At 65.1% G+C, this 26,494-nt stretch carries 29 protein-coding genes; 8 read left to right on the top strand and 21 right to left on the bottom strand.

What is annotated here, in order from left to right; translation table 11 throughout:
* Positions 1–310: 310 nt before the first annotated feature.
* The 7 genes from M5C98_RS21715 to apaG all read right to left on the bottom strand — a co-directional run bounded on the left by M5C98_RS21715 (position 311) and on the right by apaG (position 6,861).
* Positions 311–661: an RNA recognition motif domain-containing protein gene (locus tag M5C98_RS21715; RefSeq protein ID WP_272549526.1), complete on the bottom strand. Its 351-nt coding sequence runs from the start codon at positions 659–661 to the stop codon at positions 311–313.
* A gap of 116 nt (positions 662–777) precedes the next feature.
* Positions 778–987 carry a hypothetical protein gene (locus tag M5C98_RS24840; RefSeq protein ID WP_404976892.1) on the bottom strand — a complete coding sequence of 70 codons (210 nt, stop codon included), beginning with the start codon at positions 985–987 and terminating at the stop codon, positions 778–780.
* A gap of 364 nt (positions 988–1,351) precedes the next feature.
* On the bottom strand, positions 1,352–1,888 hold the full coding sequence (locus M5C98_RS21710) for an O-acetyl-ADP-ribose deacetylase (protein ID WP_272549524.1): 537 nt from the start codon (positions 1,886–1,888) through the stop codon (positions 1,352–1,354).
* Between the two features lie 25 nt (positions 1,889–1,913).
* Positions 1,914–3,038 carry a YbdK family carboxylate-amine ligase gene (locus tag M5C98_RS21705; RefSeq protein WP_272549522.1) on the bottom strand — a complete coding sequence of 375 codons (1,125 nt, stop codon included), beginning with the start codon at positions 3,036–3,038 and terminating at the stop codon, positions 1,914–1,916.
* Positions 3,028–4,287 carry a cation:proton antiporter gene (locus M5C98_RS21700; RefSeq protein ID WP_272549521.1) on the bottom strand — a complete coding sequence of 420 codons (1,260 nt, stop codon included), beginning with the start codon at positions 4,285–4,287 and terminating at the stop codon, positions 3,028–3,030. The genes M5C98_RS21705 and M5C98_RS21700 overlap by 11 nt, the downstream gene beginning before the upstream one ends.
* Positions 4,288–4,477: 190 nt before the next feature.
* Entirely contained in the window at positions 4,478–6,457 is a 1,980-nt protein-coding gene (locus M5C98_RS21695) for a site-specific recombinase (protein WP_272549520.1), read from the bottom strand.
* A complete protein-coding gene (apaG, locus tag M5C98_RS21690; RefSeq protein ID WP_272549519.1) occupies positions 6,454–6,861 on the bottom strand; it encodes a Co2+/Mg2+ efflux protein ApaG in 408 nt (135 codons plus the stop codon). Before apaG ends, M5C98_RS21695 begins: the two co-directional genes overlap by 4 nt.
* Before the next feature lie 69 nt (positions 6,862–6,930).
* Between apaG and rpe the strand changes: the two genes are divergently transcribed.
* A complete protein-coding gene (gene rpe, locus M5C98_RS21685) occupies positions 6,931–7,611 on the top strand; it encodes a ribulose-phosphate 3-epimerase (protein WP_272549517.1) in 681 nt (226 codons plus the stop codon).
* Between the two features lie 37 nt (positions 7,612–7,648).
* Here rpe and M5C98_RS21680 read toward each other — a convergent pair whose 3' ends face one another.
* From M5C98_RS21680 to M5C98_RS21665, 4 genes are all read right to left on the bottom strand, one after another.
* Positions 7,649–8,059, bottom strand: a complete 411-nt coding sequence (locus M5C98_RS21680; RefSeq protein WP_272549516.1) for a hypothetical protein — start codon at positions 8,057–8,059, stop codon at positions 7,649–7,651.
* Between the two features lie 151 nt (positions 8,060–8,210).
* Positions 8,211–8,543 carry a DHCW motif cupin fold protein gene (locus M5C98_RS21675; protein ID WP_272549515.1) on the bottom strand — a complete coding sequence of 111 codons (333 nt, stop codon included), beginning with the start codon at positions 8,541–8,543 and terminating at the stop codon, positions 8,211–8,213.
* Between the two features lie 40 nt (positions 8,544–8,583).
* Complete coding sequence (locus tag M5C98_RS21670) at positions 8,584–9,627, bottom strand: NAD(P)H-dependent flavin oxidoreductase (RefSeq protein ID WP_272549514.1); 1,044 nt, start codon at positions 9,625–9,627, stop codon at positions 8,584–8,586.
* Positions 9,628–9,733: 106 nt separating this feature from the next.
* Positions 9,734–10,306 carry a TetR/AcrR family transcriptional regulator gene (locus M5C98_RS21665; RefSeq protein WP_272549513.1) on the bottom strand — a complete coding sequence of 191 codons (573 nt, stop codon included), beginning with the start codon at positions 10,304–10,306 and terminating at the stop codon, positions 9,734–9,736.
* Here M5C98_RS21665 and M5C98_RS21660 point away from each other — a divergent pair.
* A complete protein-coding gene (locus M5C98_RS21660; protein WP_272549512.1) occupies positions 10,223–11,584 on the top strand; it encodes an FAD-dependent oxidoreductase in 1,362 nt (453 codons plus the stop codon). The two genes, M5C98_RS21665 and M5C98_RS21660, sit on opposite strands and share 84 nt — an antisense overlap.
* 9 nt (positions 11,585–11,593) lie before the next feature.
* Here M5C98_RS21660 and M5C98_RS21655 read toward each other — a convergent pair whose 3' ends face one another.
* Positions 11,594–11,929, bottom strand: a complete 336-nt coding sequence (locus M5C98_RS21655; RefSeq protein WP_272549511.1) for a hypothetical protein — start codon at positions 11,927–11,929, stop codon at positions 11,594–11,596.
* Positions 11,930–12,118: 189 nt separating this feature from the next.
* On the opposite strand from M5C98_RS21655, the gene ku reads away from it, so the two are divergent.
* From ku to gph, 3 genes are all read left to right on the top strand, one after another.
* Positions 12,119–13,012, top strand: coding sequence for a non-homologous end joining protein Ku (gene ku, locus M5C98_RS21650; protein ID WP_272553365.1), 894 nt, complete (start codon positions 12,119–12,121; stop codon positions 13,010–13,012).
* A gap of 173 nt (positions 13,013–13,185) precedes the next feature.
* A complete protein-coding gene (locus M5C98_RS21645; RefSeq protein ID WP_272549510.1) occupies positions 13,186–13,662 on the top strand; it encodes an RDD family protein in 477 nt (158 codons plus the stop codon).
* 75 nt (positions 13,663–13,737) lie between these two features.
* A complete protein-coding gene (gph, locus tag M5C98_RS21640) occupies positions 13,738–14,460 on the top strand; it encodes a phosphoglycolate phosphatase (RefSeq protein ID WP_272549509.1) in 723 nt (240 codons plus the stop codon).
* A gap of 62 nt (positions 14,461–14,522) precedes the next feature.
* Here gph and M5C98_RS21635 read toward each other — a convergent pair whose 3' ends face one another.
* A complete protein-coding gene (locus M5C98_RS21635) occupies positions 14,523–15,116 on the bottom strand; it encodes a chalcone isomerase family protein (protein WP_272549508.1) in 594 nt (197 codons plus the stop codon).
* A 334-nt stretch (positions 15,117–15,450) separates the two neighbouring features.
* Between M5C98_RS21635 and trpE the strand changes: the two genes are divergently transcribed.
* Positions 15,451–16,950, top strand: coding sequence for an anthranilate synthase component I (gene trpE, locus M5C98_RS21630; RefSeq protein ID WP_272549507.1), 1,500 nt, complete (start codon positions 15,451–15,453; stop codon positions 16,948–16,950).
* Positions 16,950–17,288 (top strand): chorismate mutase, encoded by a 339-nt coding sequence (locus M5C98_RS21625; protein ID WP_272549506.1) that lies wholly within the window; start codon positions 16,950–16,952, stop codon positions 17,286–17,288. The genes trpE and M5C98_RS21625 overlap by 1 nt, the downstream gene beginning before the upstream one ends.
* A gap of 52 nt (positions 17,289–17,340) precedes the next feature.
* Here M5C98_RS21625 and M5C98_RS21620 read toward each other — a convergent pair whose 3' ends face one another.
* The gene (locus M5C98_RS21620; RefSeq protein ID WP_272549505.1) at positions 17,341–18,768 is read right to left on the bottom strand and encodes a helix-turn-helix domain-containing protein; all 1,428 of its coding nucleotides are present in this window, start codon (positions 18,766–18,768) and stop codon (positions 17,341–17,343) included.
* A gap of 629 nt (positions 18,769–19,397) precedes the next feature.
* Here M5C98_RS21620 and M5C98_RS21615 point away from each other — a divergent pair.
* Positions 19,398–20,111, top strand: a complete 714-nt coding sequence (locus M5C98_RS21615) for a winged helix-turn-helix domain-containing protein (protein WP_272549504.1) — start codon at positions 19,398–19,400, stop codon at positions 20,109–20,111.
* Between the two features lie 44 nt (positions 20,112–20,155).
* On the opposite strand, the gene M5C98_RS21610 is transcribed toward M5C98_RS21615, so the two are convergent.
* From M5C98_RS21610 to sctV, 7 genes are read right to left on the bottom strand one after another with little or no spacing between them, the layout of a single operon-like run.
* Positions 20,156–20,611 carry a CesT family type III secretion system chaperone gene (locus tag M5C98_RS21610; protein ID WP_272549503.1) on the bottom strand — a complete coding sequence of 152 codons (456 nt, stop codon included), beginning with the start codon at positions 20,609–20,611 and terminating at the stop codon, positions 20,156–20,158.
* Complete coding sequence (locus tag M5C98_RS21605; RefSeq protein WP_272549501.1) at positions 20,608–21,660, bottom strand: hypothetical protein; 1,053 nt, start codon at positions 21,658–21,660, stop codon at positions 20,608–20,610. The genes M5C98_RS21610 and M5C98_RS21605 overlap by 4 nt, the downstream gene beginning before the upstream one ends.
* Positions 21,657–21,920, bottom strand: a complete 264-nt coding sequence (gene sctS, locus M5C98_RS21600) for a type III secretion system export apparatus subunit SctS (protein ID WP_272549500.1) — start codon at positions 21,918–21,920, stop codon at positions 21,657–21,659. Before sctS ends, M5C98_RS21605 begins: the two co-directional genes overlap by 4 nt.
* Positions 21,921–21,936: 16 nt before the next feature.
* Positions 21,937–22,608, bottom strand: a complete 672-nt coding sequence (sctR, locus tag M5C98_RS21595) for a type III secretion system export apparatus subunit SctR (protein WP_272549499.1) — start codon at positions 22,606–22,608, stop codon at positions 21,937–21,939.
* A complete protein-coding gene (gene sctQ, locus M5C98_RS21590; protein ID WP_272549497.1) occupies positions 22,605–23,651 on the bottom strand; it encodes a type III secretion system cytoplasmic ring protein SctQ in 1,047 nt (348 codons plus the stop codon). Before sctQ ends, sctR begins: the two co-directional genes overlap by 4 nt.
* Before the next feature lie 2 nt (positions 23,652–23,653).
* Positions 23,654–24,424 carry a type III secretion HpaP family protein gene (locus tag M5C98_RS21585; protein ID WP_272549495.1) on the bottom strand — a complete coding sequence of 257 codons (771 nt, stop codon included), beginning with the start codon at positions 24,422–24,424 and terminating at the stop codon, positions 23,654–23,656.
* A gap of 11 nt (positions 24,425–24,435) precedes the next feature.
* Positions 24,436–26,490 (bottom strand): type III secretion system export apparatus subunit SctV, encoded by a 2,055-nt coding sequence (sctV, locus tag M5C98_RS21580; RefSeq protein ID WP_272549494.1) that lies wholly within the window; start codon positions 26,488–26,490, stop codon positions 24,436–24,438.
* Positions 26,491–26,494: the final 4 nt, after the last annotated feature.

Below are 26,494 nucleotides of genomic sequence, written 5' to 3'. Positions count from 1 at the left end.
AATGGTTGCGCTAAAAGGGGAGGAGAGCGGACCGCCGGGCTTGGGAATGTGCGGGCGTCAGCCGGCGATGCGCCCTTTTTGCGGCCGCATGTGCGCAGGTCGCAGCAAGAAGCAGTGCGATCAAGGCAGCATCGGTGCAAACCAGGGGGGAGTCCATGGGGCCAGTGTAGGCCGCCATGGCGATTGCACAAGCAATGGCCTCACGCCCTTTGCCAGATTGAAGTCGCCCTCGCATCGATCGGGCGCAGAAAGTCGGGACGAAAAAAAGCCGGCTCAGGGGAGCCGGCTTTTCACGGGGCGGTCACTGGGCTCAGTAACGGCCACCGCCGTAGCCACCCGTGCCGTAGCCGACGTCCGAGCGCTTGTTCGCGCTATAGCCCGCTGGGCTGTAGCCACCCGAGCCGCCACCTTCTTCGCGAGGGCGGGCCAGGTTCACGACGATCGAGCGTCCATCGACGGACATGCCGTGCAGGCCGGTGATGGCGGCCTGGGCGACTTCGGCAGAAGCCATTTCCACAAAGCCGAAGCCCTTGGAGCGGCCGGTTTCACGGTCCATCATGACCTTGGCGGAAGAGACGTTGCCGAACTCGGCAAAGTTGCTTTGCAGGATCGCATCGGTCACGGAATAGGGCAGGTTGCCCACATAGATTTTGCTGCTCATGAGGAGCCTTTCAGAAAGAGGTACGCAACGAATGGCGCGCCGTTGGAAAACGGGAGATGCGGGTCGGGAGTCCGCAGCGGCTGGCAAGGGAGGATGGAATCTGCATCAGCAGACCATCAACATGTCGGCGGGTGAGGCATGCACGTTTGCAGCCAGCCCTGGGTGACTGCAAAGAGCCGGGCGGCTTCGCGCGATGCGAAGGCTTTGTCAAAACGGAAAACCCGGCAGTAGCTGCCGTTTCCCTGGGAACGATGGACCGAAAAGGAGGCGCGAAAGCGGCCACAGTCGGTCGGGTGTGTCGCGGGCGAAACGACGTACTTGCCCATGGGAATGGCGGTCTTTGGAATCTAATTCATTCAGGATCGCAGGCTGGAATGGACCTGCGCGAGCATCGAAGGACTCGGTTGGCTGAAGCTCGACAGACCAACAGGGCGACAAGGGTCGCAAAAGGCGGCCTGAATGGAGCGGATGACCCTCTCCAGACAGGTGTTGCGGTGACTGCACTAGTCAAGAGCCGTGACTGCAACAAAAGGCATTATATCACCGGTTTGCATTTAAGAAGCGATTAATATTCTTCGCAGTTTTAAAGATGCCGTTGCGGAGGCGCCTCATGCGTTTTTCACGCTCTCCGGAGGCCTTTGCGCCGAGTTGCCCGCGCCATGCCGGCCCTCGCCGGCCCACCTTGCACGATCAATCCCGGGCGGACGCGCCTGTACGCTCTGCGAGAGCCGTTCGATAAACGGACAGGTCTTCCTCCGAAAAGCAGCAAAAGGCCACCTCTTGGATCCCTGGCGTCTGTTCCAGGGTGGCGCGGACCGTGTCGATGGCCACCTTCGCCGCCTGCTCGATCGGGTAGCCGTAGATGCCCGTGCTGATGCAGGGAAAAGCGATCGTCCTGGCCCCCAGCCCGCTCGCCAGCATGAGCGACTTCCGGTAGCAGGACGCCAGCAGGTCCGCCTCGCCGCTCGTTCCGCCGCGCCACACCGGGCCGACGGTATGAACGATGAAGGAGGCCGCCAGCCGATAGCCTTTGGTGGTCTTGGCGTCCCCTGGCTTGCACCCTCCCAGCAGCCGGCATTCATGCACCAGCTCCGCACCCGCTGCGCGGTGGATGGCGCCATCCACTCCGCCGCCCCCGAGCAGCGAGGAGTTGGCCGCGTTGACGATGGCGTCCACCGCCATGGGGGTGATGTCGGCTTGCAGCGCGTGAAGCGTTGCGTTCGTCATGGGCGCGGCGTGTGCAAACAATGCGTCAGGACACCGCGCCCCGAAAGCGCTGCGCCGCCTGCCGGCTCACCTCGCCCAGCAGCTGCTCGTTGCGCTGGCGTTCGCGCAGCCAGCGTGCATCGTTCTGGCCGGCGTCGGCCTCGCTGCGCAGCATGTGCAGCGCGCTCGACGCTCCGGTGACACCCGCGTGGCGCGCGATGTGGTCGATCGTCTGCAGGATGTGGTCGCGCAGCGGCATGTGGTTGCCGGTGGCCGGGTCCACATAGACCGCATCCATGCCGAAGCGGCAGGCCTGGAAGCGGTTGTAGGTATAGACGAGGTAGTCGTCTTCGGTGGGCATGAACGGCTGCTCGGCCAGGAACCACGCACCCAGCGACTGCACGAAGCCGGCCAGCGCGGCGGCGCGCTCCACGGTGAGCGGCGTGTCGAACACGCGAATCTCGATGGTGCCGAACTCGGGCTTGGGGCGGATGTCCCAGTAGAAGTCCTTCATGCTCTTGACCACGCCGGTGCGCGTCATCTTGTCGAAGTAGTGCTCGAAATCGGTCCAGGTGAGCGCCATGGGCGCACGGCCCGACAGCGGGAACGCGAACACCGAGTTGAGTCGCGCGGAGTCGAACGCCGTGTCCTGCCCCTGTACGTAGGGACTGGAGGCCGACAGCGCGATGAAGTGCGGGATGTAGCGCGACATGCGGTGCAGCATCAGCAGCGCCGCGTCGGCGTCGGGGCAGCCGATGTGCACGTGCTGCCCGAAGATCGTGAACTGCTTGGACAGGTAGCCGTACAGCTCCGACAGCTCTCGAAAGCGCGGCTTGTCGTAGATGCGCCGCTCGTGCCATTGCTGGAACGGGTGCGTGCCGCCGCCGGCCACGGCGATGTTGAGCTTGTCCGCGCTCTTGACCAGTGCATCGCGGATCTGCGTGAGCTGGCCCAGCACTTCGCTGCTGCTGTGGCACACGCCGGTGGAGATCTCGATCATGCTGTTGGTCATCTCGGGCACGACGCTGCCGGGCAGCGGCGTCTTGTGCATGAGGCGCAGCATGTCCTCGGCGTACGGCGCGAGGTCGTAGTCGTGCGTGTTGACGAGCTGCAGTTCCAGCTCGACGCCCAGCGTCAGGGGTTCGGAATGGTGGAAGGCTTCAAGACTCACGGCTGTTGTCTCCGTTGCCGGCGCGCGAAAGTGGCGCCCAGGGTTTCGAACTCTCGCCCGCGCGGTAGATGGCGACGGTGGCGATCACGGCCCCCAGCACTTCCATGACGAGGATGGCCGGCAGCGCCACACGGGCGATCAACTGGCCGGTGGAAGCCGAAGCCACCACGAACTGCGAGGCGATGAGCAGCGCGATGGAGGACATCGGCGTCATCGCGCAACCCACCCACAGGGCCTGGCGCCAGCTGGCGCCGCTGCCCACATTGCCCACCGCCACGCCTACGGCCTTGGCCGCCAGGCGCACCACGATCAGTGCCAGCACCATGCCCGCCACCGGGCCGCTCCAGTCAGCCTGAGCCGCCACGGTGGACACCAGCACGAACATCAGCATGGTCAGCAGGGAAGAGGCCGTGCCCATCTGGCGAGGCCAGGCCCAAGGGCGTGGATTCAGCTGCTTGAGCAGCATGCCGGCCAACAGCGCTGCCAGCGGCGCGGACCCGCCCATGTGAGCCGCCACGGCCGTGCCTGCGGCAATGAGGGTCAGCAGCAGGAACGAGGTGTTCTCGCTCGTCGGGCTCATGAAGCGCAGCGCCATGCGCAGCACCAGGGCCAGCACGGCGCCCACGATGATCGAGACGCCCAGCACCACCATCACCGGGTACATGGTGTCCATGATGCGGGCGGCGGGGCGGTTGATCAGTTCCGCCGTGGCGCTGCCCAGCGTCAGCGCATACAGCGTGGAGAGCGTGGCCAGCACCATGGCGCGGTCGGTCACGGGGCCGGCGGCACGCGTGTCGGCGATCACCCGGCTCAGCACGGCGGGCGAGGCCGCCAGGGCCACCAGCGCGAGCGGGCCGGCGGCGCGCTGGGGCACGTCCAGCCAGATCAGCACGTAGTACACGGCGAAATAGGTCAGCGCCGATTCGGCGATGCTTTGCACCAGCACCATCGGGTTGTGACGGAACCAGCGCAGCGGAATGCGTCCCCCCGCTTCGAACAGCACCAGGGCAATGCCCAACTCCAGCAGGAACAGGCTGATGCCCTGCAGCGGCCACACGGCGCCCGTGAAACCCAGCAGGCCGGCAATGGTGCCGACCAGGGTGTAGCCGACCACTTTGGGCAGGCCGATATGGCGTTGGAAAAGGTAGCCCGAAACCGCGGCCACTGCGAGCAGCAGCGACCATTGCACGGTGGGCAACCCGGCCGAAGGGCGCAACCATTGCGCCCAGAAGCTCAGGATTTCATCCATTCTTTGTATGTCCTCTTCGCGCAGGCACATGGCCTGCAGGGTTGGGTCGGCCTTCGCGAAGCCCCCTCGGCGCGCAGCGGCCCGACCCCGGGGTCGCCCGAATTTACCCGCTGGGGTCGCTCCATCCTGTAGGACGGAGGCCCCCATTCCCGGGTGGTTCAATGCGGTGGAAAAGACCTTTCAACAGGGCTCAAACCGCGCGCCGGGCGGGCATGAAAAACTCCAGCGGAGCGCACCGCAAGCGTGATCGAAGCCCCGCATAGATGCGGGCGCGCTCCACCCCCGTCACGCTGTGCGCGCGCAGCGCCAGCCGGAAGGCCAGGTAGAAACTGACCGACACGTTCAGCGCGCCCAGCAGCGGGATCGTGGCCACCGCCCACCAGAACTGCGGCATGTGCAGCACCTGCAGGCCCAGCGCCGTGCTCGCCGCGCCCAACTGGCCCGACGACAGCGTGACATGGCGCACGTCCAGCCCCAGCCCGAAGAACGAGGCAATCGGCGGCACCAGCCCCAGCATGAAGCCCAGCGAGATGTTGGCTGCAAAACCTGACAGGTTCTCGCGCAGGAAGTGCGCCCAGCGGTCCGCGCGCGCCGTGCCCAGGAACCGGGTGATGCGTGGGTTGTACCGCACGGCCGAATCCAGGCGGTGCAGCACGAACCAATTCTCCGCCCAGCCCGCGATGATGCTGGAGGCGAACAGCAGCACGCCGGTGAAGGCGGCGAACAGGAGCGAGGGACCGAGAAGGTGCAACGACTCCAGCACATGGTGGGCCTGTGCCGTGCTGATGGCCGGCTGGCCCGTTCCCTTGGCGATCAGCAGCGTGATGCCGATCACGGTCGGGAACACCACGAGTACGTTGCCCAGCACCGCGGCCACCTGAGACCGCACCAGATGAGTGACCTCATCCACGAAAGACACCACGGCCTCGTCGGAGCGCAGATCCTTGAGCTTGGCCGCCATGGCGGGCGCGGTCATGGCGGGCTGCTTGGTGGCCACGGTGAAATGCAGCAACAGGATCAGCACGAAGCTCACCGAGTAATTCACGCCAGCCCAGAAGCCGCCCCAGAAGGCCGACAGCGCCAGTGCGGCCAGGCCGAACTTCATCAAGGTGGTGAAGGCCATCACCAGGCCGCCGCCTGCGGCCTTGCCCACCATTGCGCGGTACTCGGCGCCGGTGCGCGTGATGTAGTGCTCGCCCGTCTCCGCACTGCGCTCGGCCACCTTGGCCGCGAGCAGCGACGAGTTGGATGCCAGCAACGCGCGCAGGCTGCGCCGCTCGCGGCCCACCGTCACCAGCCGCGCCATCAGCCGGGCAGCGGTGGGCGCGGGCGCGGGCGATAGCAGGCAGTCCAGCAGTTCGCGCACGCGCAGGATGCGTTCGCGCAATTGCCGCAGCCGGAACACGAGGCCCACCGAAATGCCGTTGTCCTCGAAGTGCGAATACACCGTGGCCGCGGCCGCGCGGCAGGCATCGAGCCGCTCGCGCAGGCGCTGCACGGATTCTTCGAGCCGGTCGGTGGTGCGCAACTGGTGCATCACTTCCACGCGCACGCTTTCCACATCGCGGATCAGTGCGTGGAACGGCTGCGCATCGCGCGCGGCTTCGCTCATGCGCAGGCGCAGTTCGGGGGCAAAGCCGGTGGACAGGATCTGCCCCGCACAGTAGGTGATGGCGTCCAGCAAGGCGCGCTGCCAGCGGGTAGCGCCGGGCGCCTGGGCAGGCGCCATGGCCGACAGCAGCCGTGCGAGCAAGGCCTCGTCCAGGGCGGCGAGCCACAGCGCATCGAAATCGTAGGGCAGCGCCAGCATGAACAGCTCGGACGCGTCGATGGTCTCCGGGCTGCCCGGCAGCAGCTTGTAGCGCAGCCGCTCGGCGACTTCGCTGGCAAGGGCGGTGCGCGGGGCGAAGCCGAAGTCGGCGAGCAAGGTGGTGATGTCCACCGTGCCGACGAGCGCGCTCCACCAGTCCTGCAGGCGCTGGCGCGCGGCGTCGTCCTTTTCGATGGCCTCCACGAACAGCTGCATGCGGCCGACCGCGGCCTCGACCGAGCGGCGGTTGCCCCGCACCCAGTCCAGCAGCGAGATCAGCCAGAGGTGGCGCTGCGCCAGCGGCGCGCCCGCATCCAACTGGGCCAGCAGGTGGCCCAGGTCATTGGCGTGGCGCTTCAATGCAGCACTCTGCCGTTCAGGGGAGCGCCCGAGGCGTCGCCGGACACGGCTTCCAGCACGAAGAGCGCAATGGGGCATTCGAACGACTCGCCGTCCTCGGCCACGCAGAAATAGCGGCCGTGCATGCTGCCGCTGGCCGTGCGCAGGCGGCAGCCGCTCGTGTACTGGAAGGATTCACCGGGCTTGAGCAGCGGCTGCTGCCCGACGACGCCCAGGCCCTTGACCTCTTCGGTGTGGCCGCGCGCGTCGCTGATGACCCAGTGGCGAGAGATCAACTGGGCGGGTATGTCGCCCGTGTTCGTGATGGTGATGGTGTAGGCGAAGCCATAAAAGCCCTCGTCGGGCGTGGATTGCTCGGGCAGGTACTGGGGTTGCACCTCGGCCTGGAACTGGTACTTCGGCATGGGTGCAATGGTAACTGCGCCGGTGGTCGTGCCTTCCGGATCGCTCCGGGCTGCTGCGACAATCGGGGGATGAGCCGCACCTACCGCATTGCCCCATCGATCCTGTCCGCCGATTTTGCCCGCCTGGGCGACGAAGTGAAGAACGTCATCGCCGCTGGCGCCGACTGGATCCACTTCGATGTGATGGACAACCACTACGTGCCCAACCTGACGTTCGGGCCCATGATCTGCCAGGCGCTGAAGCCCCACGCCAAGACCCCGGGCGGCCAGCCCGTGCCGATCGACGTGCACCTGATGGTGCAGCCCGTGGATGCGCTGGCCGCCGCGTTCGCCGACGCCGGCGCCGACTACATCAGCTTTCACCCCGACGCCTCGGCCCACGTGCACCGCAGCGTGCAGGCCATCCGCGCCAAGGGCGCCAAGCCCGGGCTGGTGTTCAACCCCGCCGAGCCGCTCGACGTGCTCGACTGGGTGATCGACGACATCGATCTCATCCTCATCATGAGCGTGAACCCGGGCTTCGGGGGCCAGAGCTTCATCGACTCGGCCCTGCGCAAGATCGAGGCCGTGCGCCGGCGCATCGACGCCTGCGGCAAGGACATCCGCCTGGAAGTGGACGGCGGCATCAAGACCGACAACATCCGCCGCGTGGCGGATGCAGGCGCGGACACCTTCGTAGCGGGCAGCGCGATCTTCGGAAAGCCCGACTACGCCGGCGTGATCGGCGCCATGCGCACGCAATTGGCCTGAGGCGGGCCGCTGCGGACGCGGCCTGCATTGAGGGCGATCAGCGCGAGGCAGGAGCCGGAGCCGGCACGATGGTGGTCGTGGTGCTTTCGCGCAGCACGCCGCCCGCGGCGGGCGAGCCGGACACGGCGCTCGGGCCTTTCACGCGGTCCTGGCAATCGGAGCGCTCTTCGGCCGTCTTGAACACGGCGCAACGGTCCACCGCATTGCTTTGCTCGGCCTGGACGCCAGGGTTGGTCAACTGGCCGGTGCGCGACGATTCGAGGGCGGCGCCCGCTTCCTGCAGGCACACGGCCTGGGACTGCTGCGTGTTGCCGCTCAGGCAGGCCTGGCGGTCACGCTCGTAGCGCGCCCGGGCGGCTTCGTCCGGTGCGGCATGCGCGGTGCCGGCGGCTGCGGCCAGCAAGGCGGTAGTGGCAAGGAAAGAAAAGCGGCGAAGAGAAATCGGCATGGTGGTCCTTCTGAATGGAAACCGCCCCTGGCAACTGGACAAAGGGCCAGCCGGGACAAGGTTTGCAGACTAGGGGCGCACCACCGGGGCGTCTGTCGGACGGCGCGCAGGTGCAATGCGGGCCAGCCACCCGCAGCGGCCCGCAGCAGCTTCAGTCCACGATGAAGAGCTTGGCGCCTGTTTCCGTCGAGGACCGGTGGGCCGCATCGCCGAAGTCGGACACCTGGTAGCTCATGCCGGCCGTGAGCGTGACGCGGCGGCCATCCTTCAACTCGGTCTCCAGGGTGCCCTCCAGCACGAACAGGATGTGGCCCCGGTCGCACCAATGGTCGGCCAGGTAGCCGGCGGAATAATCGACCCGGCGAATGCGGATGTCCCCCACGGTGAGCGTGCGCCAGAGCGCCATTCCGGTCTCGCCAGGATGCTCGGTCGGGGCGATGAGCGACCAGTCCGTCGTGGTGAATGGCAATGCGGGAATCTTCATGTCAGGACGGTGTGGAAAGTGAATCGGGGCGGCAGGCCGCTCAGCGAAAGCCCTGCGCCAGCGCGTGCGTCAAGGCGGCAGAGGACACCTCCCGGCATCCGCTCGCGTTCTGTCCGGACCAGAGCGGTGAAAAGTCGCTGCTGCCCTGGGCCTCGGCCTTGGCGCGCAGGGGCGCCAGCGCGGCCGTGGCGAGGGGAAACTCCGGGGCTGCGGGATTCATGGGGCCCAGGTCGTGCATGAGGCGGTTCATGATGCCCCGCGCAGGACGGCCGGTGAAAAGATGGGTGAGCGCGGTATGGCGCGCCGCATCGCTTTTCAATGCGGCCCGGTGCACCGCGCTGGTGGTGGCCTCTGTGGCCAGCATGTAAGCCGTGCCGACCTGCACGCCGGAGGCTCCCAGCGCCATGGCCGCCGCCACCCCGTTGGCGTCCGCGATGCCCCCCGCCGCGATGACGGGGCACCGGACGGCGCCGACGATCTGCGGAAGCAGCGCGAACGTGCCGGACTGCTTCGTGAGGTCGTGCGACAGGAAATGCCCCCGGTGCCCGCCGGCCTCCAGACCCTGCGCGATGACGGCATCCACGCCGCGCGCTTGCAGCCAGAGGGCTTCTTCCAACGTGGTGGCCGACGCGAGGATTTTGGAGCCCCAGCTTCTGACTTGCGCCAGGAGGTCGTCCGGCGGCAAACCGAAATGGAAGCTGACCACGGGCGGCCGAAACTCCGCCAGCAAACCGGCCACTTCGGCATTGAACGGATGGCGCCCGGCACCGGCGGGAATGTCCTCCGAACGCAGACCGAACTCGGCGTAATAAGGCGCTAGCGCCGAACGCCATGCGGCCTCCCGCTGCGCATCCGGCCGTGGGGGTGTGTGGCAAAAGAAGTTGACGTTGTAAGGGCGGCCGGTCCCCGCGCGGATGGCGGTGACTTCCTGACGGATCAGGTCGGGCGTGAGCCCCGCGCATGGCAAGGAGCCCAGGCCTCCCGCTTCGCTCACCGCAATCACCATGGCACTCCCGGACACCGCCACCATGGGCGCCTGGATGAGGGGAAGGTCCGTGCCGAGGATGTTTTGGAGCGTTGTCATCGATGGGCCTGTATTGACGTGGTGGGCATTCTGCATCACCCGCCAGTGCGGGCTTGGCGCGTATGGCATGCACCAACGCGCCTGACGGCGGGCTGCACTCCCCGAGTCACAGCGGCTCGGCGAGGTACCGCTGGACCGTGCGCCCCAGGACGCGGACGGTGGTGACCCGGTCCAAAGGCTCGGATGGCAGTTCCAGCACATACCGCACCAGCGCCAGCCCAAGCATTTGCGACGCGATGAGGGCGGCGCGGGTCTGTGCTTGCGCCGGGGCGCATCCCATGGCCTGAACCGTCGTCAGCAATTGGGACTGGAAAATGTCCCGCATGCGGGCCTTCGCAGCGGGATGGCTCGCCGCGGCTTTGAGCAGGGCCACCAACTGCCGGCCTGTGGCATCGTCCTCCCAGATAGAGAGGAAGTGGGAGACAAGGTGCTCTCCCAACGTTTCGGGGTCGAGTTCTGCCAGATGGGGCAGCCTCAGGTCGAAGCTGGCCGCCTGTGCGAACAAACCGTCCTTGCTTTCGTAGTAACGAATGATCAGCGCCACGTTGGCGCCGGCTTGCAGCGCCACGTCGCGCAGCGTCGTTCCCTCATAGCCATGGGTTGCGAAAAGGGCGCGTGCGGCTTCCAGGATTCGGTCCCGGGTGGCCTGCGAGCGGGGGGTGAGAGCGCGGGGAATCAAAGAATCGTTCCGAGTGATGTAAACAACAGTTTACCTTTTGATGTTTACCGGTCAAAATGCAAACGTGCGTTTACTTTGGAGCGAAACATGCAGAGCATTGCCGATTCGTCGCTGAACACCGAGGTATTGATCGTCGGGGCAGGCCCGGTGGGCTTGACGCTGCGCCTGGCGCTGGAGCATGCGGGCATTTCATCGGTGTTGGTGGACCAGCACGCCGCAGGCCTGAACACGTCCCGCGCAGCGGTCATCCATGCGCGGACGCTGGAGGTTCTTGGGCCTTACGGTGTGGTGCCGGCGCTTCTGGAAAAAGGGCACAGGACCACCGAGTTCCGCGTGCGGGATTCGGATCGCGGCTTGCTAAACATCGGGTTTTCGGCCCTGCCCTCCGCCTATCCCTTTGCTCTCATGTGCCCGCAGGACGAAACGGAGCGCATCCTGCAGGCCCGGCTTCATGCCCTGGGAGGGCATGTCATTCGTCCGGCACGCCTGATTTGCGCAGCGCCGACGCCCGATGGAATCCGCGCTGACCTGCAATCGCCGGTCGGCGAAATCCGGCAGATCCATGCCCGATGGATCGTGGGTTGCGACGGCGCCCACAGCACGGTGCGCCAGTGCGCGGGCATTGCCTTCGAAGGGGGCGATTACGAGGAGGTATTCCTGCTGGCGGATGTGCGAATGGCTTGGCCTTTGCCGCGGGAGGAGGTCACTTTGTTCTTCTCGGCGCAGGGGCTGATGGTGGTCGCCCCGCTGCCTGGGGGCCCCGAGGGTGCTTCCGACCGATACCGCATCGTTGCCACCGTGGCGCATGCTGGCGAAGCGCCAACACTCGCGGACATCCAAACTTTGCTGAACGAGCGGGGACCCCAACCCCACCTGCCAGGCATTGCGGAGATTTCATGGAGTTCCCGCTTTCACTTGCAGCACCGTGTCGCGTCCCAATTGCTGAAGGGGCGGACGCTGCTTTGCGGCGACGCCGCGCATGTCCACAGTCCCGCAGGCGGGCAGGGCATGAACACGGGAATCCAGGATGCCGCTGCCTTGGCCGAGCCTTTGCTGCAGGCTCTACGGCGGGGCGAACTCGGTGGCCTGCAGGCATGGGCGGCGCGGCGCCATGCCATCGCACGGGAAGTGGTCGATACCACCGATACCATGACGCGCGTTGCCACCGTGTCCTCGCCCATCGCCCGGGCGGCGCGCAACGCCGTGCTGGGATGGATCGGGCATCTTCCTTTCGTTCAAAAGAGGATTGCGTTCCAGTTGGCTGAGTTGGGCAACTAACGCCGGTGCTCAACGGGAGGGGCCGAATCCGAAGAGGGACGTTCTGGATGGGGCCGGTGGCTCAGCCTCTGGTCGGTCTGTGGCACGTGCGTCGTCAGATGGTTGCCTCGCGACTTTCGCGCGCTTCAGCGGACGGCGGGGCCCGATGTCCAGGTCGTCGATCATGGACTGCAGGACCACCAGTCCATCGGCCATGGCTTGGTGGTAGGTGCCCGCTGCCAACGCGGACCGTTGGATCTCCGCCCAGGTCCCGCTGTCTTTACGCTCCATCAGCGCCCAGACGAACTGCCCTGGAGTGGGCTCCTCGACATAGATTGCAATGGGGCGCAGCAGTGCGGTGGGCATGTCCTCAGCATAGGGGATATTGAAACATCTGCAGCCCATCGCATGGCCGCACATGGGCACGCACAAGGCCGCGCGGAAAGCCGATTGGGACGCAAGGCCTACCGTCCAGGTAAGCGGCCGCCTACAAAAACTGCGGGCCAAGCGTCTGACACTTCGGCCAACCGGGTTTCCCGTTCGGAGAAAAGTCACATGGCAACTGGCAGTCGCACGCTCTGGAAAGGCGCCATCACCTTTGGTCTGGTCCACATTCCTGTCGGGCTCCACACGGCCGCGACGGAGCAGGGGATCGACTTCGACTGGCTGGACAAGCGGTCCATGGACCCGGTGGGCTACAAACGCATCAACAAGAAAACGGGCAAGGAAATCGACAAGGACAACATCGTCAAGGGGGTGCAGTACGAAGACGGCAAGTACGTCATCATCAGTCCGGAAGAGATCGAAGCGGTCTTCCCCAAGACGACGCAGACGATCGAGATCGAACGCTTCATCGATGCCAACGAAATGCCGTTCCTCTTCCTGGAGCGGCCTTACTACGTGGCGCCGGTCAACAAGAGCGACAAGGTCTATGCGCTACTGCGCGAGACCCTCATCGCGACGGGAAAGGTCGGACTGGCGAAAGTCGTCATCTCGACGAAGCAGCATCTGGCCGCGCTGGTGCCTTCCGGCCCGGCGCTGGTATTGAACCTTCTGCGCTGGGGCGACGAGGTCAAGACCCTCGACTCCCTGGAGTTGCCGCCCGCAGGCAAGAAAAGCGTGAGCGCGGCCGAACTCAAGATGGCCAAACAATTGGTCGAGGAAATGTCCGGCAAATGGGACCCCGCCGATTTCAAGGACGAGTTCCGTATCCAGGTGATGAAGCTGGTGGACAAAAAGGCAAAGGCCGGAGAAGGCCAGACGGTTCTGGACCCGGAAGAAGACGCCCCACAAACTGGCGAAGTCATCGATCTGACAGCGCTGCTCAAGCGCAGCCTCAAAGGGGGCTCCAAGCCCGCGTCAAAGGCTGCAGCCAAAGCGCCAGCCAAGAAGGCAGGCGCCAAAACCGCCGTGGCGAAAAAGAGTGCGCCCGAGAGAAAAGCGGCATGAAAGACGCGTTGCCGCGTGGGCCCCAAGTGCTGAGGCGCGCCGGCGTTTGAAAGGCCCGATACCCGCCTGCCAAGCGCGGCGCCCGACCTGCGAGTTGCCGAAGGGTGGGGGCGGCTGGGCGCGGTCGATGCCAGAATCCATGGCGCCCAGACCCTTGCGAAAGAAATGACTCCATGAACGACCACAACGGTTTTCCCGATCTCGAATATGTCGGCTTCTGGGCGCGCGTGGGCGCAACGCTGATCGACACCGTGCTGCTGATCGTCGTGACGGTGCCGCTGCTGGTGTCGTTCTATGGGTGGGAATATTTCGAATCCGAGCGCTTGATCGTGGGGCCAGCGGATTTCATCATTTCCTGGGTGCTGCCCGCGGTGGCGGTGGTGTTGTTCTGGCTCAGCCGGCAGGCTACGCCGGGAAAGATGGCCATCGGCGCCCGGGTGGTGGACGCCGCCACTGGCAAGCCGATGACGCCCGGGCAGTCCGCAGGCCGCTACCTGGCGTATTTCGCCTCCGCGATTCCGCTCGGCCTGGGTTTGCTGTGGGTGGCGTTCGACGACCGCAAGCAGGGCTGGCACGATAAGCTGGCGGGCACGGTGGTCGTGCGGCCGAAGCGGCGCGAAACGCAAGCGGTGAGTTTTCCGCAGGGGTGAGGGCGTCCTTCCCCCTTGGCCGGTCACAGTCCCCCTTACCTTTCACTCATTGCACGCTTGTGCGTGGCCCTGACGATGCACACCAACCCATTTTCAGACTTTATTCCGCTGGCCCCGGCGCGGGCCGACGCGGCCATCGTGGACCTGGACGGCACCATGGTGGACACGCTGGGTGATTTTTCCGAGGCGATCAACCGCATGCTGCGAGAGCTGAGATTGCCCGGCATCGCGGCGCCCGACATCGAACGCATGGTGGGCAAGGGCTCGCAGCACCTGATTGTTTCAGTGCTGAATCACGTGCTGGCGCATGATTCACTAGGGCGTATTGCTATCAAAAAAGAAGCAATCTACCCGCAGGCATGGGAAAGTTACCAGCGCCATTACGCGGCCATCAACGGCCAGTTCGCCGCGCTGTATCCCGGCGTGGTCACCGGCTTGCAGGCGCTGCGGCGTCAGGGCCTTCGCCTGGCCTGCCTGACCAACAAGCCCACGGCGTTTGCCGTTTCGCTGCTGCAGGCCAAGGGACTGGACGGCTTCTTCGAGAAGGTGTTCGGCGGCGATGCCTTCGAGCGCATGAAGCCCGACCCGCTGCCGCTGCTCAAGACCTGCGAGGCCCTGGGCACGCCGCCCGCGCGCACGCTGATGGTCGGCGACTCCAGCAACGATGCCCAGGCCGCCCGCGCCGCCGGCTGTCCCGTGGTGCTGGTGACCTATGGCTACAACCATGGGCAGCCGGTGCGCGAGGTGGATGCCGATGGCTATGTCGATTCACTGGAGGCCCTGCTGCCCGGCGCGTGACGCGCCGTGGGGGCTGCCCGGCGGCCAGCCCGGCGTCGACGCCGATCATGAAAGCGGCGGCATCAGCCGCCCGCCTTGCCCAGAAGGGCGTCCTTGAGCTTCCAGTCCGCCGGCCGCTCGCCCAGCCAGATGCCCAAGAGGGCGTCGAAGAATTCGGGCTCGCGAAACGGCTCGCCCTGCACCACGCCTTTGACGCTGATCACGGTGCCCGTGCCGGGCAGCCAGTCCACCGTGAACGCGTCTCCCGCCGAGAGCTTCTTGTGCTGGGAAAAGATCTCGCTCATGCGCAGCACGCCGGGCACCAGGCGAGAGAAAGAGGCCTTGTCGATGTTGTCTTCCATGCCGCGGGAAAACAGCTTGCCCAGTTCGGCCGATTCGATGTCGCGCAGCATGGTGATCGACAGACGCTTGGGGCCACGCAGCGCCGCCACCTCCTGCGGCGTGCTGGCCCGTCGCTCCAGGTAAAGGCCGGCGGTGTACACCTTGAACACGGCTTTGTAGCGGATGCCCGCGCCGTTGAGGATCAGCGGGGAGCCTTGCAGTGGCAGGGCGGTGTCGTATTTCACATCGGCCACGGTCACGGTCTGGGCCCAGGCCGTGCCCATCAGAAGAACGCTGGCGAGGGCGGCCACCAGCCACCGCTGCAGAAACATCATGGCAACTCCAAAAAAAGAACGATCGTTCGTTTCTAATTGTTGCTGCGGGATCAAGGCAGGCACAACAGGGTTTTCAGCAGGCAAGCGCCTGGGTCCCGTTCCCTGGCCAAGGTGCCCATACTGCTTTGCTACACTTTCTCCCCATGTTCATTCACCACGTGTTCATCACAGGTTGCAGCGACCGGGGAGCCTGGCCCTGGCGCAAGCCAGCCGCATCGAACGCCTGATGGCACCTGGGGCAATCCCAGCTGCACCCGTGGCCCTGCCGGGCCGAACGCAATGAACTGCGGCGCCCACCGTCCTTGTCCTGGCGCTGCCCGATTGGGAAATTCCCGTGATTACAGAACTTGAATTCAAAAGCCTGGCCAGCGAAGGCTACAACCGCATTCCGCTCATCGCGGAGGCCTTCGCCGATCTGGAAACGCCCCTGTCGCTCTATCTGAAGCTGGCCTACAGCAAGGACGGCGGCAAATACAGCTTCCTGCTCGAATCGGTCGTGGGGGGCGAACGTTTCGGCCGCTACAGCTTCATCGGCCTGCCGGCGCGCACCTTGCTGCGGGCCAGCGGCTTCGGGGCCGACGCCAAGACCGAGGTGGTCACCGACGGGCAGGTGGTCGAGACCGCCCCCGGCAATCCGCTGGACTTCATCGAGGCGTACCAGAAGCGCTTCAAGGTGGCGCTGCGCCCCGGGCTGCCCCGTTTTTGCGGCGGCCTGGCGGGGTACTTCGGCTATGACGCGGTGCGTTACGTCGAGAAGAAGCTCGAAGCCAGTTGCCCGCCCGACACGATGGGCATGCCCGACATCCTGCTGCTGCAGTGCGAGGAACTGGCCGTCATCGACAACCTTTCGGGCAAGCTGTATCTCATCGTCTATGCCGACCCGGCGCAGCCCGAGGCCTATTCCAAGGCCAAGCAGCGCCTGCGGGGTTTGAAGGACCAGCTCAAGTATTCGGTGGCAGCGCCTGTCGTCAAGCCGACGGAGAGCCATCCCGCCCAGCGCGACTTTTCCAAGGCCGATTACCTGGCGGCCGTGGACCAAGCCAAGGAGCTGATCGCCGCGGGCGACTTCATGCAGGTTCAGGTGGGCCAGCGCATCCACAAGCGCTACACCGAATCGCCGCTCTCGCTGTACCGCGCACTGCGGTCGCTGAACCCCTCGCCCTACATGTTTTATTACCACATGGGCGACTTCCACATCGTCTCGGCTTCGCCCGAAATCCTGGTGCGGCAAGAGAGCACGCCGCAAGGCCAGAAAGTCACGATCCGCCCGTTGGCCGGTACGCGCCCCCGCGGCAATACGCCAGAGCATGACAAAGCGACGGAAGTCGAGCTGGTCAACGACCCCAAGGAGCGGGCCGAGCACGTGATGCTGATCGACCTGGCCCGCAACGACATCGGCCGCATCGCCAAGACGGGCACCGTGAAGGTGACGGAGGCGTTCGCCGTGGAGCGCTACAGCCACGTGATGCACATCGTGAGCAACGTCGAGGGCCTGCTCAACGACGGCATGACCAACATGGATGTGCTCAAGGCCACCTTTCCGGCAGGCACGCTCACCGGCGCGCCCAAGGTGCATGCGATGGAACTGATCGACCGGCTGGAGCCCGTCAAGCGCGGCCTGTACGGCGGGGCCTGCGGCTATCTCAGCTACGCCGGGGACATGGATGTGGCCATTGCCATCCGCACCGGCATCGTGAAAGACGGAACGCTTTATGTTCAGGCCGCGGCCGGCGTCGTGGCCGACTCGGTGCCCGAGCTGGAGTGGAAGGAAACGGAACACAAGGCCCGCGCCCTGCTGCGCGCTGCCGAACTGGTTGAAGAAGGACTCGAATGATGACCCGGGCGATCGACAAAGTGGAGCGCTGCAGCAGCATGGCGCAGGTGCGCGCGCGCATCGACGCGCTGGACGACATCCTGGTGCCGCTGCTGGTGGAGCGCGGTGGCTACATGACGCAGGCCGCCTTGAACAAGCAGCGCGAGTCCCAGGTGCGGGACGAGGCGCGCATCGAATTCATCGTGGCCCGGGTGCGCGAGCGTGCGCTGGCCGAGGGCGGCGAGCCCGCGGTGATCGAGGCCATCTACCGCAGCATGATGGAAACGTATATTGCCTACGAGCACGGGGAATTCGCACGACTGGTCGAGCAAGGGGCCAAGAAGGGCGCTGCGGAGTAAGCGGAGAAAGGGCCGGGCGGCGGGCGGCTGCCGCGCCCTGCCGGCCGCGGGATCAGTGCGCATCTGCGGCGCGGGCGGACGACAGCTTGAAGGCGTTGGCCAGCGTGGACCGGTTGCAGATGCCCCAGCGGGACGCCACGTCCAGCATGTGGGCCCGTCCGCCGGTCTCGCTCATCTCGCGCAGCTCGTCTTCGATGCGCTTCACGCGCTCTGTACGGATCAGCTCCGCCGGCGTCATGCCCAGGTGGTTGCGGAACGCCAACTGCAGTGCGCGCTCGGTGACGCCCAGGCGGCCTGCGATCTCGCGCACCGACAGGTTGGCGTCGTGCAGGTGCTCGACGATATAGCGGTAGGCCGCACGGTAGCGGGGGGGCAGGCGCAGCCCGGTCGTGTCCTGCGCTTGCGAGGGCAGGGTGGCTGCCGCGCTGTTCATGCGCGCAAGGACCGTGTTGTGCACCACCCGCATGGCCTGGGCGACGTGCCGCTTGTATTGGCGCAATGACTCGCCCAGGCGGCCTTCTTCCATGTGGATCTTGGACAGGCAGTACTGGATGTCGGACGCGTAGGGGTGCCGATCGACCTCGCGCTCGACGCTGGCCAGCGGCTGGATCACCTCACGGGCGCCCGTGGCCGCCTTGTCGGTCAGCAACGCCAGGCAGGCTTCGACTCTGACTTGCGATTCCAGGCCGGCCAGTTCGTGTTCGCGCAGCCAGCGCACGAAGCCAGCCACGGCCTCCTGCCGGCCGGCAGCGTGCTGTCCCAGCAAGCCGCAGCGCAGGTAAGCCAGGCGGGCTTGCAGCAGTTTGGGCACGCGCGCGCTCGATTCCAGTGCCGCCAGTTCGGCCACCATTTCCGCCTCCGAGGGGAGGTCGCGCGCCAGCGCTACGGCGGACTCCGAAAGCGCGTGGTCGGTCAGCTCTTCGTGGCGCAGCAGGTGAACCCTTGCCAGCACTTCAAGGCGGATCGCCTGGGCATGAGGCTCCAGCATGGCCGCATTGCCGGCCTGGCAGAGCGCCTCGGCCTGGCGTGCCGTGGCCAGGGCTTCGGCATGCTGGCCCAGGGCCTGCAGCGAAAGCGCCTTGCCGCAGTGGCCTTCCACGCGCAGTTCCACCGGGGCTTCGTGGTCCCCGGCCACGATCGCCCAGCAGGCGACGGCACGGGCGGGCTTGTTCAGGTGATGAAAGAGCCAGGCCTGGTCCAGTGCAGACTGCCAGCGCACATTGCTGCGCGAGACTTGGTCATAGGCCTTGAGTTGCTGGTGAAACACTTCGCTGGCGGCCTCTTCCATGCCCACCAGCAGCAGGCTGCGTCCCAGCAGCGCCCCTTCTTGCGGGGTGCCGGTATCGCGGCCATTGCGCTCTAGGCGGCGCCGGCCGATGCCCGCTGCGTCCTTGACGCGCATGGCGTGGATGAGATTGGAGAGCTCCGGCGCCTGGGCTTGGGCGCGCTGGCAGGTCAACGACAGAAGTGTGAGCAGCATGGGTCTTCGCGGTGTTGCCGCGCCTTTGATTGATGACCACTCGATGCTAGGAACGGGCGTCCAGGCAATGCTCAACTTCCTTACGTTCAATCCTCAACTTTTGCTAATTGGCACGTTTTGATGTGAGTGCCTTCGGATACCTTTGAACGCGCTGCCTGAAGCTATTGGCAGCGCCTTCATTCACCATTCATCCAATATTCATCTGCGGGTCATCGGCTTTTCATGAAGGGCTGCTTCCGCGTTCATCCAAGGTGCTTAGAGTGAATTCATGTCGTCAACCAGCGGCTGCTCAGGGAAAAGGGAGCTGCAAAAAGGGCTGGTACTGCCAACAAAAAACGGCTAAGGCAGTGCCATTCGATTGAGAAAGGTGGGGCTCGATCGGTGAGCGATAAGGGAGTGCTATGGCGTCGAATAGTTATTGCCTATAAGCAATTGCCCTGCCAAAAGGGCATACTGCGGAGCACATTTCGCTGATTCTGTTCCGCGGAAGGCTGCAATAAAATTGCAAAATCTGTGACGATGTGTAGCAACCCAATTGCTCTCGTTCGGCACCTACGTCCAGCTGAACAGGCCAGGGGGCAGCGCGATGCGCCGCCATTTGTCGATTTAAATTTGCGTCGAGGGTTTCCATGAACATTGCTCTTCTTTCGCGTCGATCGACGGTAAATCAGTTCCTGGTGGATCTGCTTTCCCGTGGCGGAATCCAGGCCATGCTGCACGTCAGCATTGCCGCTTTTCGCATGCAGGTGAGGCAGCAGGCTTTTGATGCCGTGATCCTCGAAGACTGTGGAGGCACCTTGGCGGAAGATTTGGGATTGATCAAAACCTGCGTGTCCGATCAGGTCCCTGTCGTGGTGGTGGGCGCAGAGTTGCACGCCGGCTTCGGTGTGGCCCTGGCCTGCGGGGCGGTGGACTACATCAGCCTCTCCCGCGTAGGGCACGACGAACTCAAGACTCGGCTGCGAGGGCACATGGAGGCCCAGGCTTTCCAGGCCGCCCACCCCATCGATGTGGACGGCTGCCGGCTCGACCCTGCCAGGCTCTGCCTCGTTCATGGAGACAAGACCGTCGGACTCACGCACCGCGAATGCGAATTGGCCTGCCTGCTGTTTTCCAAGCCCAACCAAGTGGTGTCTTTGCCGACCATCACTGCCAAGGTATGGGGGCGCTCGGTCGAGTCCAACAAGCGCACCTTGGAGCAGCACATCTACAAGCTGCGCACCAAGTTGCGCGAAGCCGGATGCCAACTGCGCGTTCAGGCGGCTTATGGGCGGGGCTACCGGCTGCTGTCGCATGAGGGGAAAGAGGCGGCAGGCAACGAATACACCGCGCTTTACTGGTAACGGGTCAGTGCGCCGCCCAGAAAAGTGCGGGGCCCGCCGGAATTTCACACCTTGAGCCAGATGTAGTCTCCCGCACAAATGCCGTTGAAGGCTTCGTCGGTGGAACTGAGCACGTTGTCCTTCCAGTAACGTCCGTGTTCGGTGTAGTGGGTCAGTGTTTCGGCCAGCCAGGTGCCAGTAATTTCCGGTGTCATCGGCACCCGCACGATGAGAATGATTCCTCCCGTGTCGGGGTTGATTCCGGCCTGGGCCTGATCCTGTGCATAGACAGTGAGGTTGGCTTCCAGCAGCAGCCGGAAGATGGTCAGCGTTCGTCCCGCGGTGACGATTCCGAAGTGAAAGTTGAGATACAGCGCTGCGGGATCGTTCTCGTAGTGGGACAGCAGAACCTCGAACCCTTCCACCTCGATCCAGCCCTGGGCCAGCACCGCTTGCGGATCGGGCAGGTCGATGGCCTCGCACAGCTCGGTGACCAACTGGTTGTATTGGTCGAGGCTCATGGGCGAAGGGGCCTCGCCAGGGACTGGCTGGCCTGCAATTGCCGCTCCATCGCGATTTGTGCCTGGGAGGGCGTGCGCGGCAGATCGGTGTTCAGCAAGGCCAGGGGCAGCAAAACCTTGAGATTTTTCATGCGAACGGTGTCGCTGGCGGAATCGGGTGCGGCTGCGCCGCACTGCAGCACCGCGATCTTCACCCGCTGCAGGGTGCTCAATGCCCCCCGTTCGCCATGGTGTCGCAGATAAGCCGCTGTCTCTGCCATGCTCCGCGTGGCGGTGGCCGCGAAGTGGGGCTTGCGGCTGTGTTCCCACAGCCGCTGCGTGAGAGCCTGGGCCCGGTCCTGCGCCGTGCCGGCGTAATGCCTCTGCAAGGCATCTTGAGCCGCCATGGCGCCTGCGGCCAGTCCGGCTTTGGCCATCCGGTTGGTTGGCGACTGTTCGCGTGAGCCTCCTTGGTCGCCTTTGCCAGAGCCAGAGCCTGACCCCGAACCGGACCCTGACCCTGACCCGGAGCCCGAACCGGACCCTGACCCCGAACCGGACCCAGAACCTGATCCCGAACCGGAATGGCTGCCTTCCGAGTTGTCCTGGGAATCTCCTTTGTCCCGGCTGTTGCTTCCTTGGCGCAAAAAGCTGTCCAGCGGAACGGATTCGTTTCCGGCGTCCCGGAGCGATTCCCGATACCGGGCGTAGCGTTCTCCGCGGTCGTCGTCGAGCGCAGTCTTCCACCGTTCGGCAGATCCCAGGCGCTCTTCGGTGTCCTGGGGATCGGTTTGCAGGATTTCGAGCGGGATGTCTTGCCCCTGCGCCAGGAATGGAGCTTCGGGCTGGCCGGGGAGCTTGGCCTGTTTTGGCGGCAAAGGCAGCGGCGGGCGGGGAACCGTGCGAAAAACATAGTCGCCGAAACGGCCCTGCATGATCGATGCGTTGCGCGCAGCCTGCTCATGCTGGGCCGAGGCGGCCTGCGCAACCAAATGGTTGTGCTGGCGCAGACGCAGCTGCTTGAGCAACTGCATCTGCACCCCACGGACGAGTGGCGTGTTGGGATTCATGGCGTGAACGTTGCGGCAAGCAATCTTTGGGAGAACTGAAGCACCGTCGTGCCGACCCAGGGCGCGGACACCGCGACGGTGACCGTCACGCAGATCAGCTTGATGCCTTGCGAAATGGCCGCATCCTGAAGCGAGGTCACGGCCTGCACCAGGGCCACCAGCAAGCCGACGATGGCTGCCACTGCCACGGCGGGCAGCGACAGGATGAGGCACAGCATGAGCGCCTCGGAGGTCAGTTGAACGATGCTGTCGTGCGTCATGGCGGCGTGTCCTTCGTCATCGGTAGGTCAATACGAGCCCGTGCATGACCTGAGACCATCCGTCGAGCACGACGAACAGCAGCAGCTTGAACGGTATGGCGATGTTGGTGGGCGACACCTGCGACAGGCCCATCGCCAGCAGCACGTTGGCGATGACCAGCTCCACGATCACGAACGCCAGGTACAGCAGAAAGCCGATGCGAAAGGCGGCCGTCAGCTCGGTCAGCAAAAAGGCGGGGGCTACGACGATCAAATCGTCCGCCAGCAGGGCCTTCGCGCGCTCCTGGGGCCATATCGCCTGCGCCGACTTCAGAAAGAATGCCTTCTCGGCAGGGTGCGCGTGCTTGACGAGAAACTGCCGGAATGGCTCTTTGGCGGCCGAGGCCGCCGCCAACAGCTGCTGGGTGTTGGACGTCTGCGATGAGGGCGGCGCGTTCTGGATCTGGTCGGCCGCTTCCATGGCCACCGGTGCCATGACGTAGATCGAGATGATGATGGCGATGCCGTTGAGCACCATGTTGGGCGGCACCTGCTGAATGCCCAATGCGTTGCGCAGCAAGCCCAGCACCACCACCACCTTGGTGTATGAGGTCACCACCATGGCCGCGAATGGCAGTACCGCCAGCGCCATCAGGGCGATGAACAGCGAGACGGGGTCCAGCCCCTGCACGGACGACAGCGGAGTCATGGCAAATCTTGCGATGGGGCTTCGGCCGCCTGGCTGAGCCCCATGCGCTCGATGCGCACGCCGAGCTGCTCGCCGATGACGATCAAGCGGCCGATGCCGACGACCTGGTCGTGGCACACAAGGCGCACCAGTGCTTCGCGCACTGGCATGTCCAATGTGATGACGGACCCCGGACCGAAGGCGGCGAGGTCGTCGAGCCGGACACGGGCACTGTCTATCTCGAAGGCCACGGGGATGGACAGCTTTCCGATGCCACCGATCTCCACACCCGCTGGCACCTCATGCTCCGGGATGGAATCGCCGCCGGGTTGAGGTGCCCTGTCGAGCGTGGCTTGGTGCGAGTCGATATCGATTTGTGCGGTGGTTTCCATGGAGACGCCCATTCCAAAAAACAAGTGGCAATGCAGAGAGGCCGAAGCTGCGGCGGGCAAGCCTGTGAGCAACACATCGCCCTTCCCGACCGATCCCAGTTCGGAGGCGCAATACGTTTTGCTTGCGAGCCGGATGCGGCAGGCCACGCGCAGGCCGAGAAGGTGGCTTGCATCGCTTCGGACCGAGGCGGCCAGCAGCGCTTGAATCTGTCCAGCCATCGCGTCGTCGATGGTCTGCAGCCCGATGCGGCGATTTCTCGTGGTGATTTCAAACGGCGCTGCGACGGTATCAAGCTGCAGTCGATGCAGAACCAGGCCTGCAAAGCGGGACTGGAAAGGAGCCAGTGGCTGGGCCAGCAGCGACTGTGCGACGTCCCGAGCAAGCGCCATGTCTGGTAGGCGTGCTGCCATTTCCAGAGCAGGCCAGTCTGCCCTGGGTACCGACAGTCGCATCGTGCCCTGCGTCGACCGGAATTCCATGCTGATGCGTTTGCCCGATTGACCGGGTGCCCAACTGATCGACGCATCCGGTTGCCCCGAAAGGGCCCGGACCCATCGCACGAAACGCCGGTCGAACATCACCCGCGCCAGACGGGCTTCGCCGCGGTCCATGGGCTTTAGGTACCTTGCGAGGTCGCTGAGGGGAAAAGCCGGTGGCTTGACTGCGTTCAAGGTCATTCCAGGTCAATGTCGATGCTTCGGTGGGCTGTGCCCAGACGGGCGAGCAACCCATGCAGTTGATCGCGATGCTTTGAGATTAGGTGGCGGGACTCGGAGGACACCGTTCGAAAGCGAAGCGTCATGGCATAGGCCGAAAGACCCAGGGCCAGGTCGCATTCCGGCAGCACCTTGGGGTCCATGGGCACCGTCACGGCCCAGGATTGGAAGGCCGGATCTGCCCGCAGGCACAGGTCGGTGATCGTCTGAGCGGTATCGCGCAGCCACTGCGGCGGCTCCGCATCCGTGGCGTTGCCGGCCATACCGGCCGCTTGCACGGGCGCGCGGTCGTCAGGCAGGCCGTGCCCTGTTTCTCCCGGGGTGGGGGCACGTGCGAGCGGCGGCGGCACGGTGTCGCCCTGAATGAAGAAATACTGCGGGGGCGACAGGTCGGGGGCCGGGGCTTGGCTTGGTGGCGCAGAGGCCGCAGGGGCGCTGCTGTCTCGCTCTTCTTCCTGGGGCGAATCGTCCTGCGAGTCGGCCTGCTCCCGTGTTTCTCCATCGCCCGAGTCCGTGGGGTCGGGTGGTGCGCCATCCACGGCCATTGCGAACGGGTCGGTGGACTCGATCGTCTCTGCCTGGGCAAGGGACTCCTGAGGCAGTGCGGGCGGAAACAGCTCGCGGCGGAATCGCTCCTGCGCGTTCGGCCGCAGCAGCGCGGCGGCGGCTGCCACTGCGGGATGCGCCACGTGGCGCAGGGTGTGATCGGGGCGCTGGAGAGAGGCCATGGCCGTGCGCCTCAGGAAACGCGGCCGATGGGCCGCAGTTCTACTTGGGTTCCCAGCTCCTGGAACGAATACACGCGCAGCCAGTCGAGGCGGCTTTCGATCATCTTCTTCACATAGCGGCGGATGTCCATCGAGGTGACCAGCGCCACGCCGGGCTGCCTTGCGTTATCCGCGACCGCCGCGATGCGCTCGGTCAGGTCGCGTGCGTCATCGGGCGACATGGCCAGATAGTTCCCCGCCGGCGTGGGCTTGATGCAGCCTCGGATGGCCTGCTCGATGTCCGGGTCGAGCAAGATCGCCGACAGATGCCGCTGGCCGCTGGTCGCTTCATGCGCGAGATAGCGGCCCAGGTCGGAACGCACGTATTCGGTGAGCAGCAGCAGGTCTTTTTCCTTCGGCCCCCAGACGATCAGGCTCTCGAAGATGCTGCGGATGTTGCGGATCGGCACTTGTTCCTCCAGCAGCCGGCGCAGTACTTCGGCCATGCGTTGCAGGGGCATGATTTTCTGCACTTCGGCCACGAGCCCCGGGTATTCCGGCATGCTGCGCTCGATCACCCATTGCACCTCCTGCACACCCATGAACAGGTGGGCGTGCCGCTGCAGCATGCCCACGACTTCGCGTGCGATGACCTGCTCCACGTCGATGCACACGCCTTCGCGCTGAGCGCCGGGCACGGCCTCCGGTGGCAACCACAGCGAAACCTCGCGGCCCAGCGTGGGTCCATGCTGCTGGGCGGATGCCGCCAGCGGAGATTCGGAATCGAGCAGCAGCAGCATGCGGCCGGGCAGTTCCGGCTGCGCCACCGGAACATCGTTGATCAGCACCTCGTAGCGAAGCCCGGTCATGTCGGTGGCCACCCACATCGCAGCGCCGGGAAAGGGCAATCCCAGCCGGGACTGCAGGCCCTCCCGCTCCTTGTTGAGTGCCCCGTTGAGCCGCTCGGCATCGATCAGCTTGCCCAACGCATCCGACATGCGGATGGACAGGGGCTTGGCAAATTCGGGTGCTTTTTGCTGGATCGACGGCGCATCGCCCTTGGCCCCCTCGCGCATCAGTGCCGCGATCGGCTTGGACAGCGAATTGCCTGCCAAACGGGCGCGCTTCTTGGTCAGGAAGTGTCCGCCAGCCACCAGCCCGCCCGCCAGCACGGCAAACGGCAACAGCGGAAAGCCCGGGATGAAACCGAAGCCGATCGTGAGCGCTGCAGCCAGATACATCGAGCGCGGGTTGCGGGTCAGCTGTTCGGTCATGTCCTCGCCGAGCGAGGTGGGCTTGGTCTTGTGCTCGTCCGTCACACGGGTGGTCAGCACGCCGGCTGCCATACAGATGAAAAGGGCGGGAATCTGCGACACCATGGCATCGCCGATGGACAGCACCGCGAAGCGGTTGGCGGCTTCGCCGGCCGTCATGTTGTGGTACATGATGCCCACCACCACGCCGGCGAGGATGTTCACCATGGTGATGATCAGCCCGGCGATGGCGTCGCCCTTCACGAACTTCATCGCACCGTCCATGCCGCCGTGCAGCATGCTCTCCATCCCCAGGTGCGCGCGCTTTCGCTTGGCCTCGTCGGGCGTCAGCAGGCCGGCCCGCAGGTCGGCGTCGATGCTCATCTGCTTGCCGGGCAGGGCGTCCAGCGTGAAGCGCGCACCGACTTCTGCCACGCGCTCGGAACCCTTGGCGATCACGATGAACTGCACGATGGTGATCACCAGGAACACCACGATCCCCACGACCAGGTTGCCACCCACCACCAGCTGGCCGAAGCTCTCGATCAGGTGGCCCGCGTCCGCATGCAGCAAGATCGCCTTGGTGGAGGCGATGTTCAGCGCCAGCCGGAACAGCGTGGTGAACAGCAGCAGCGAGGGAAAGGTCGAAAGCGACAGTGCGTCCGGTATGAACAGCACGGTCATGAGCAGCAGGATGCTCACCGTGAGATTGATGGCCAGCAGCGCATCGATGAGGATGGTGGGCAGCGGCAGGATCATCAGCGCGATCACGCCGACGAGAAAGCCCGCCATCGTCACGTCGTTGACCAGGGTGGAGTCGAAGCGTTTGGCCATGGGG

Source organism: Acidovorax sp. NCPPB 3576 (assembly GCF_028473605.1).
Lineage (GTDB): Bacteria > Pseudomonadota > Gammaproteobacteria > Burkholderiales > Burkholderiaceae_C > Paracidovorax.
Note: the sequence above shows the minus strand (reverse complement) of the source record. Positions and strands in the feature narration are given on the sequence as shown.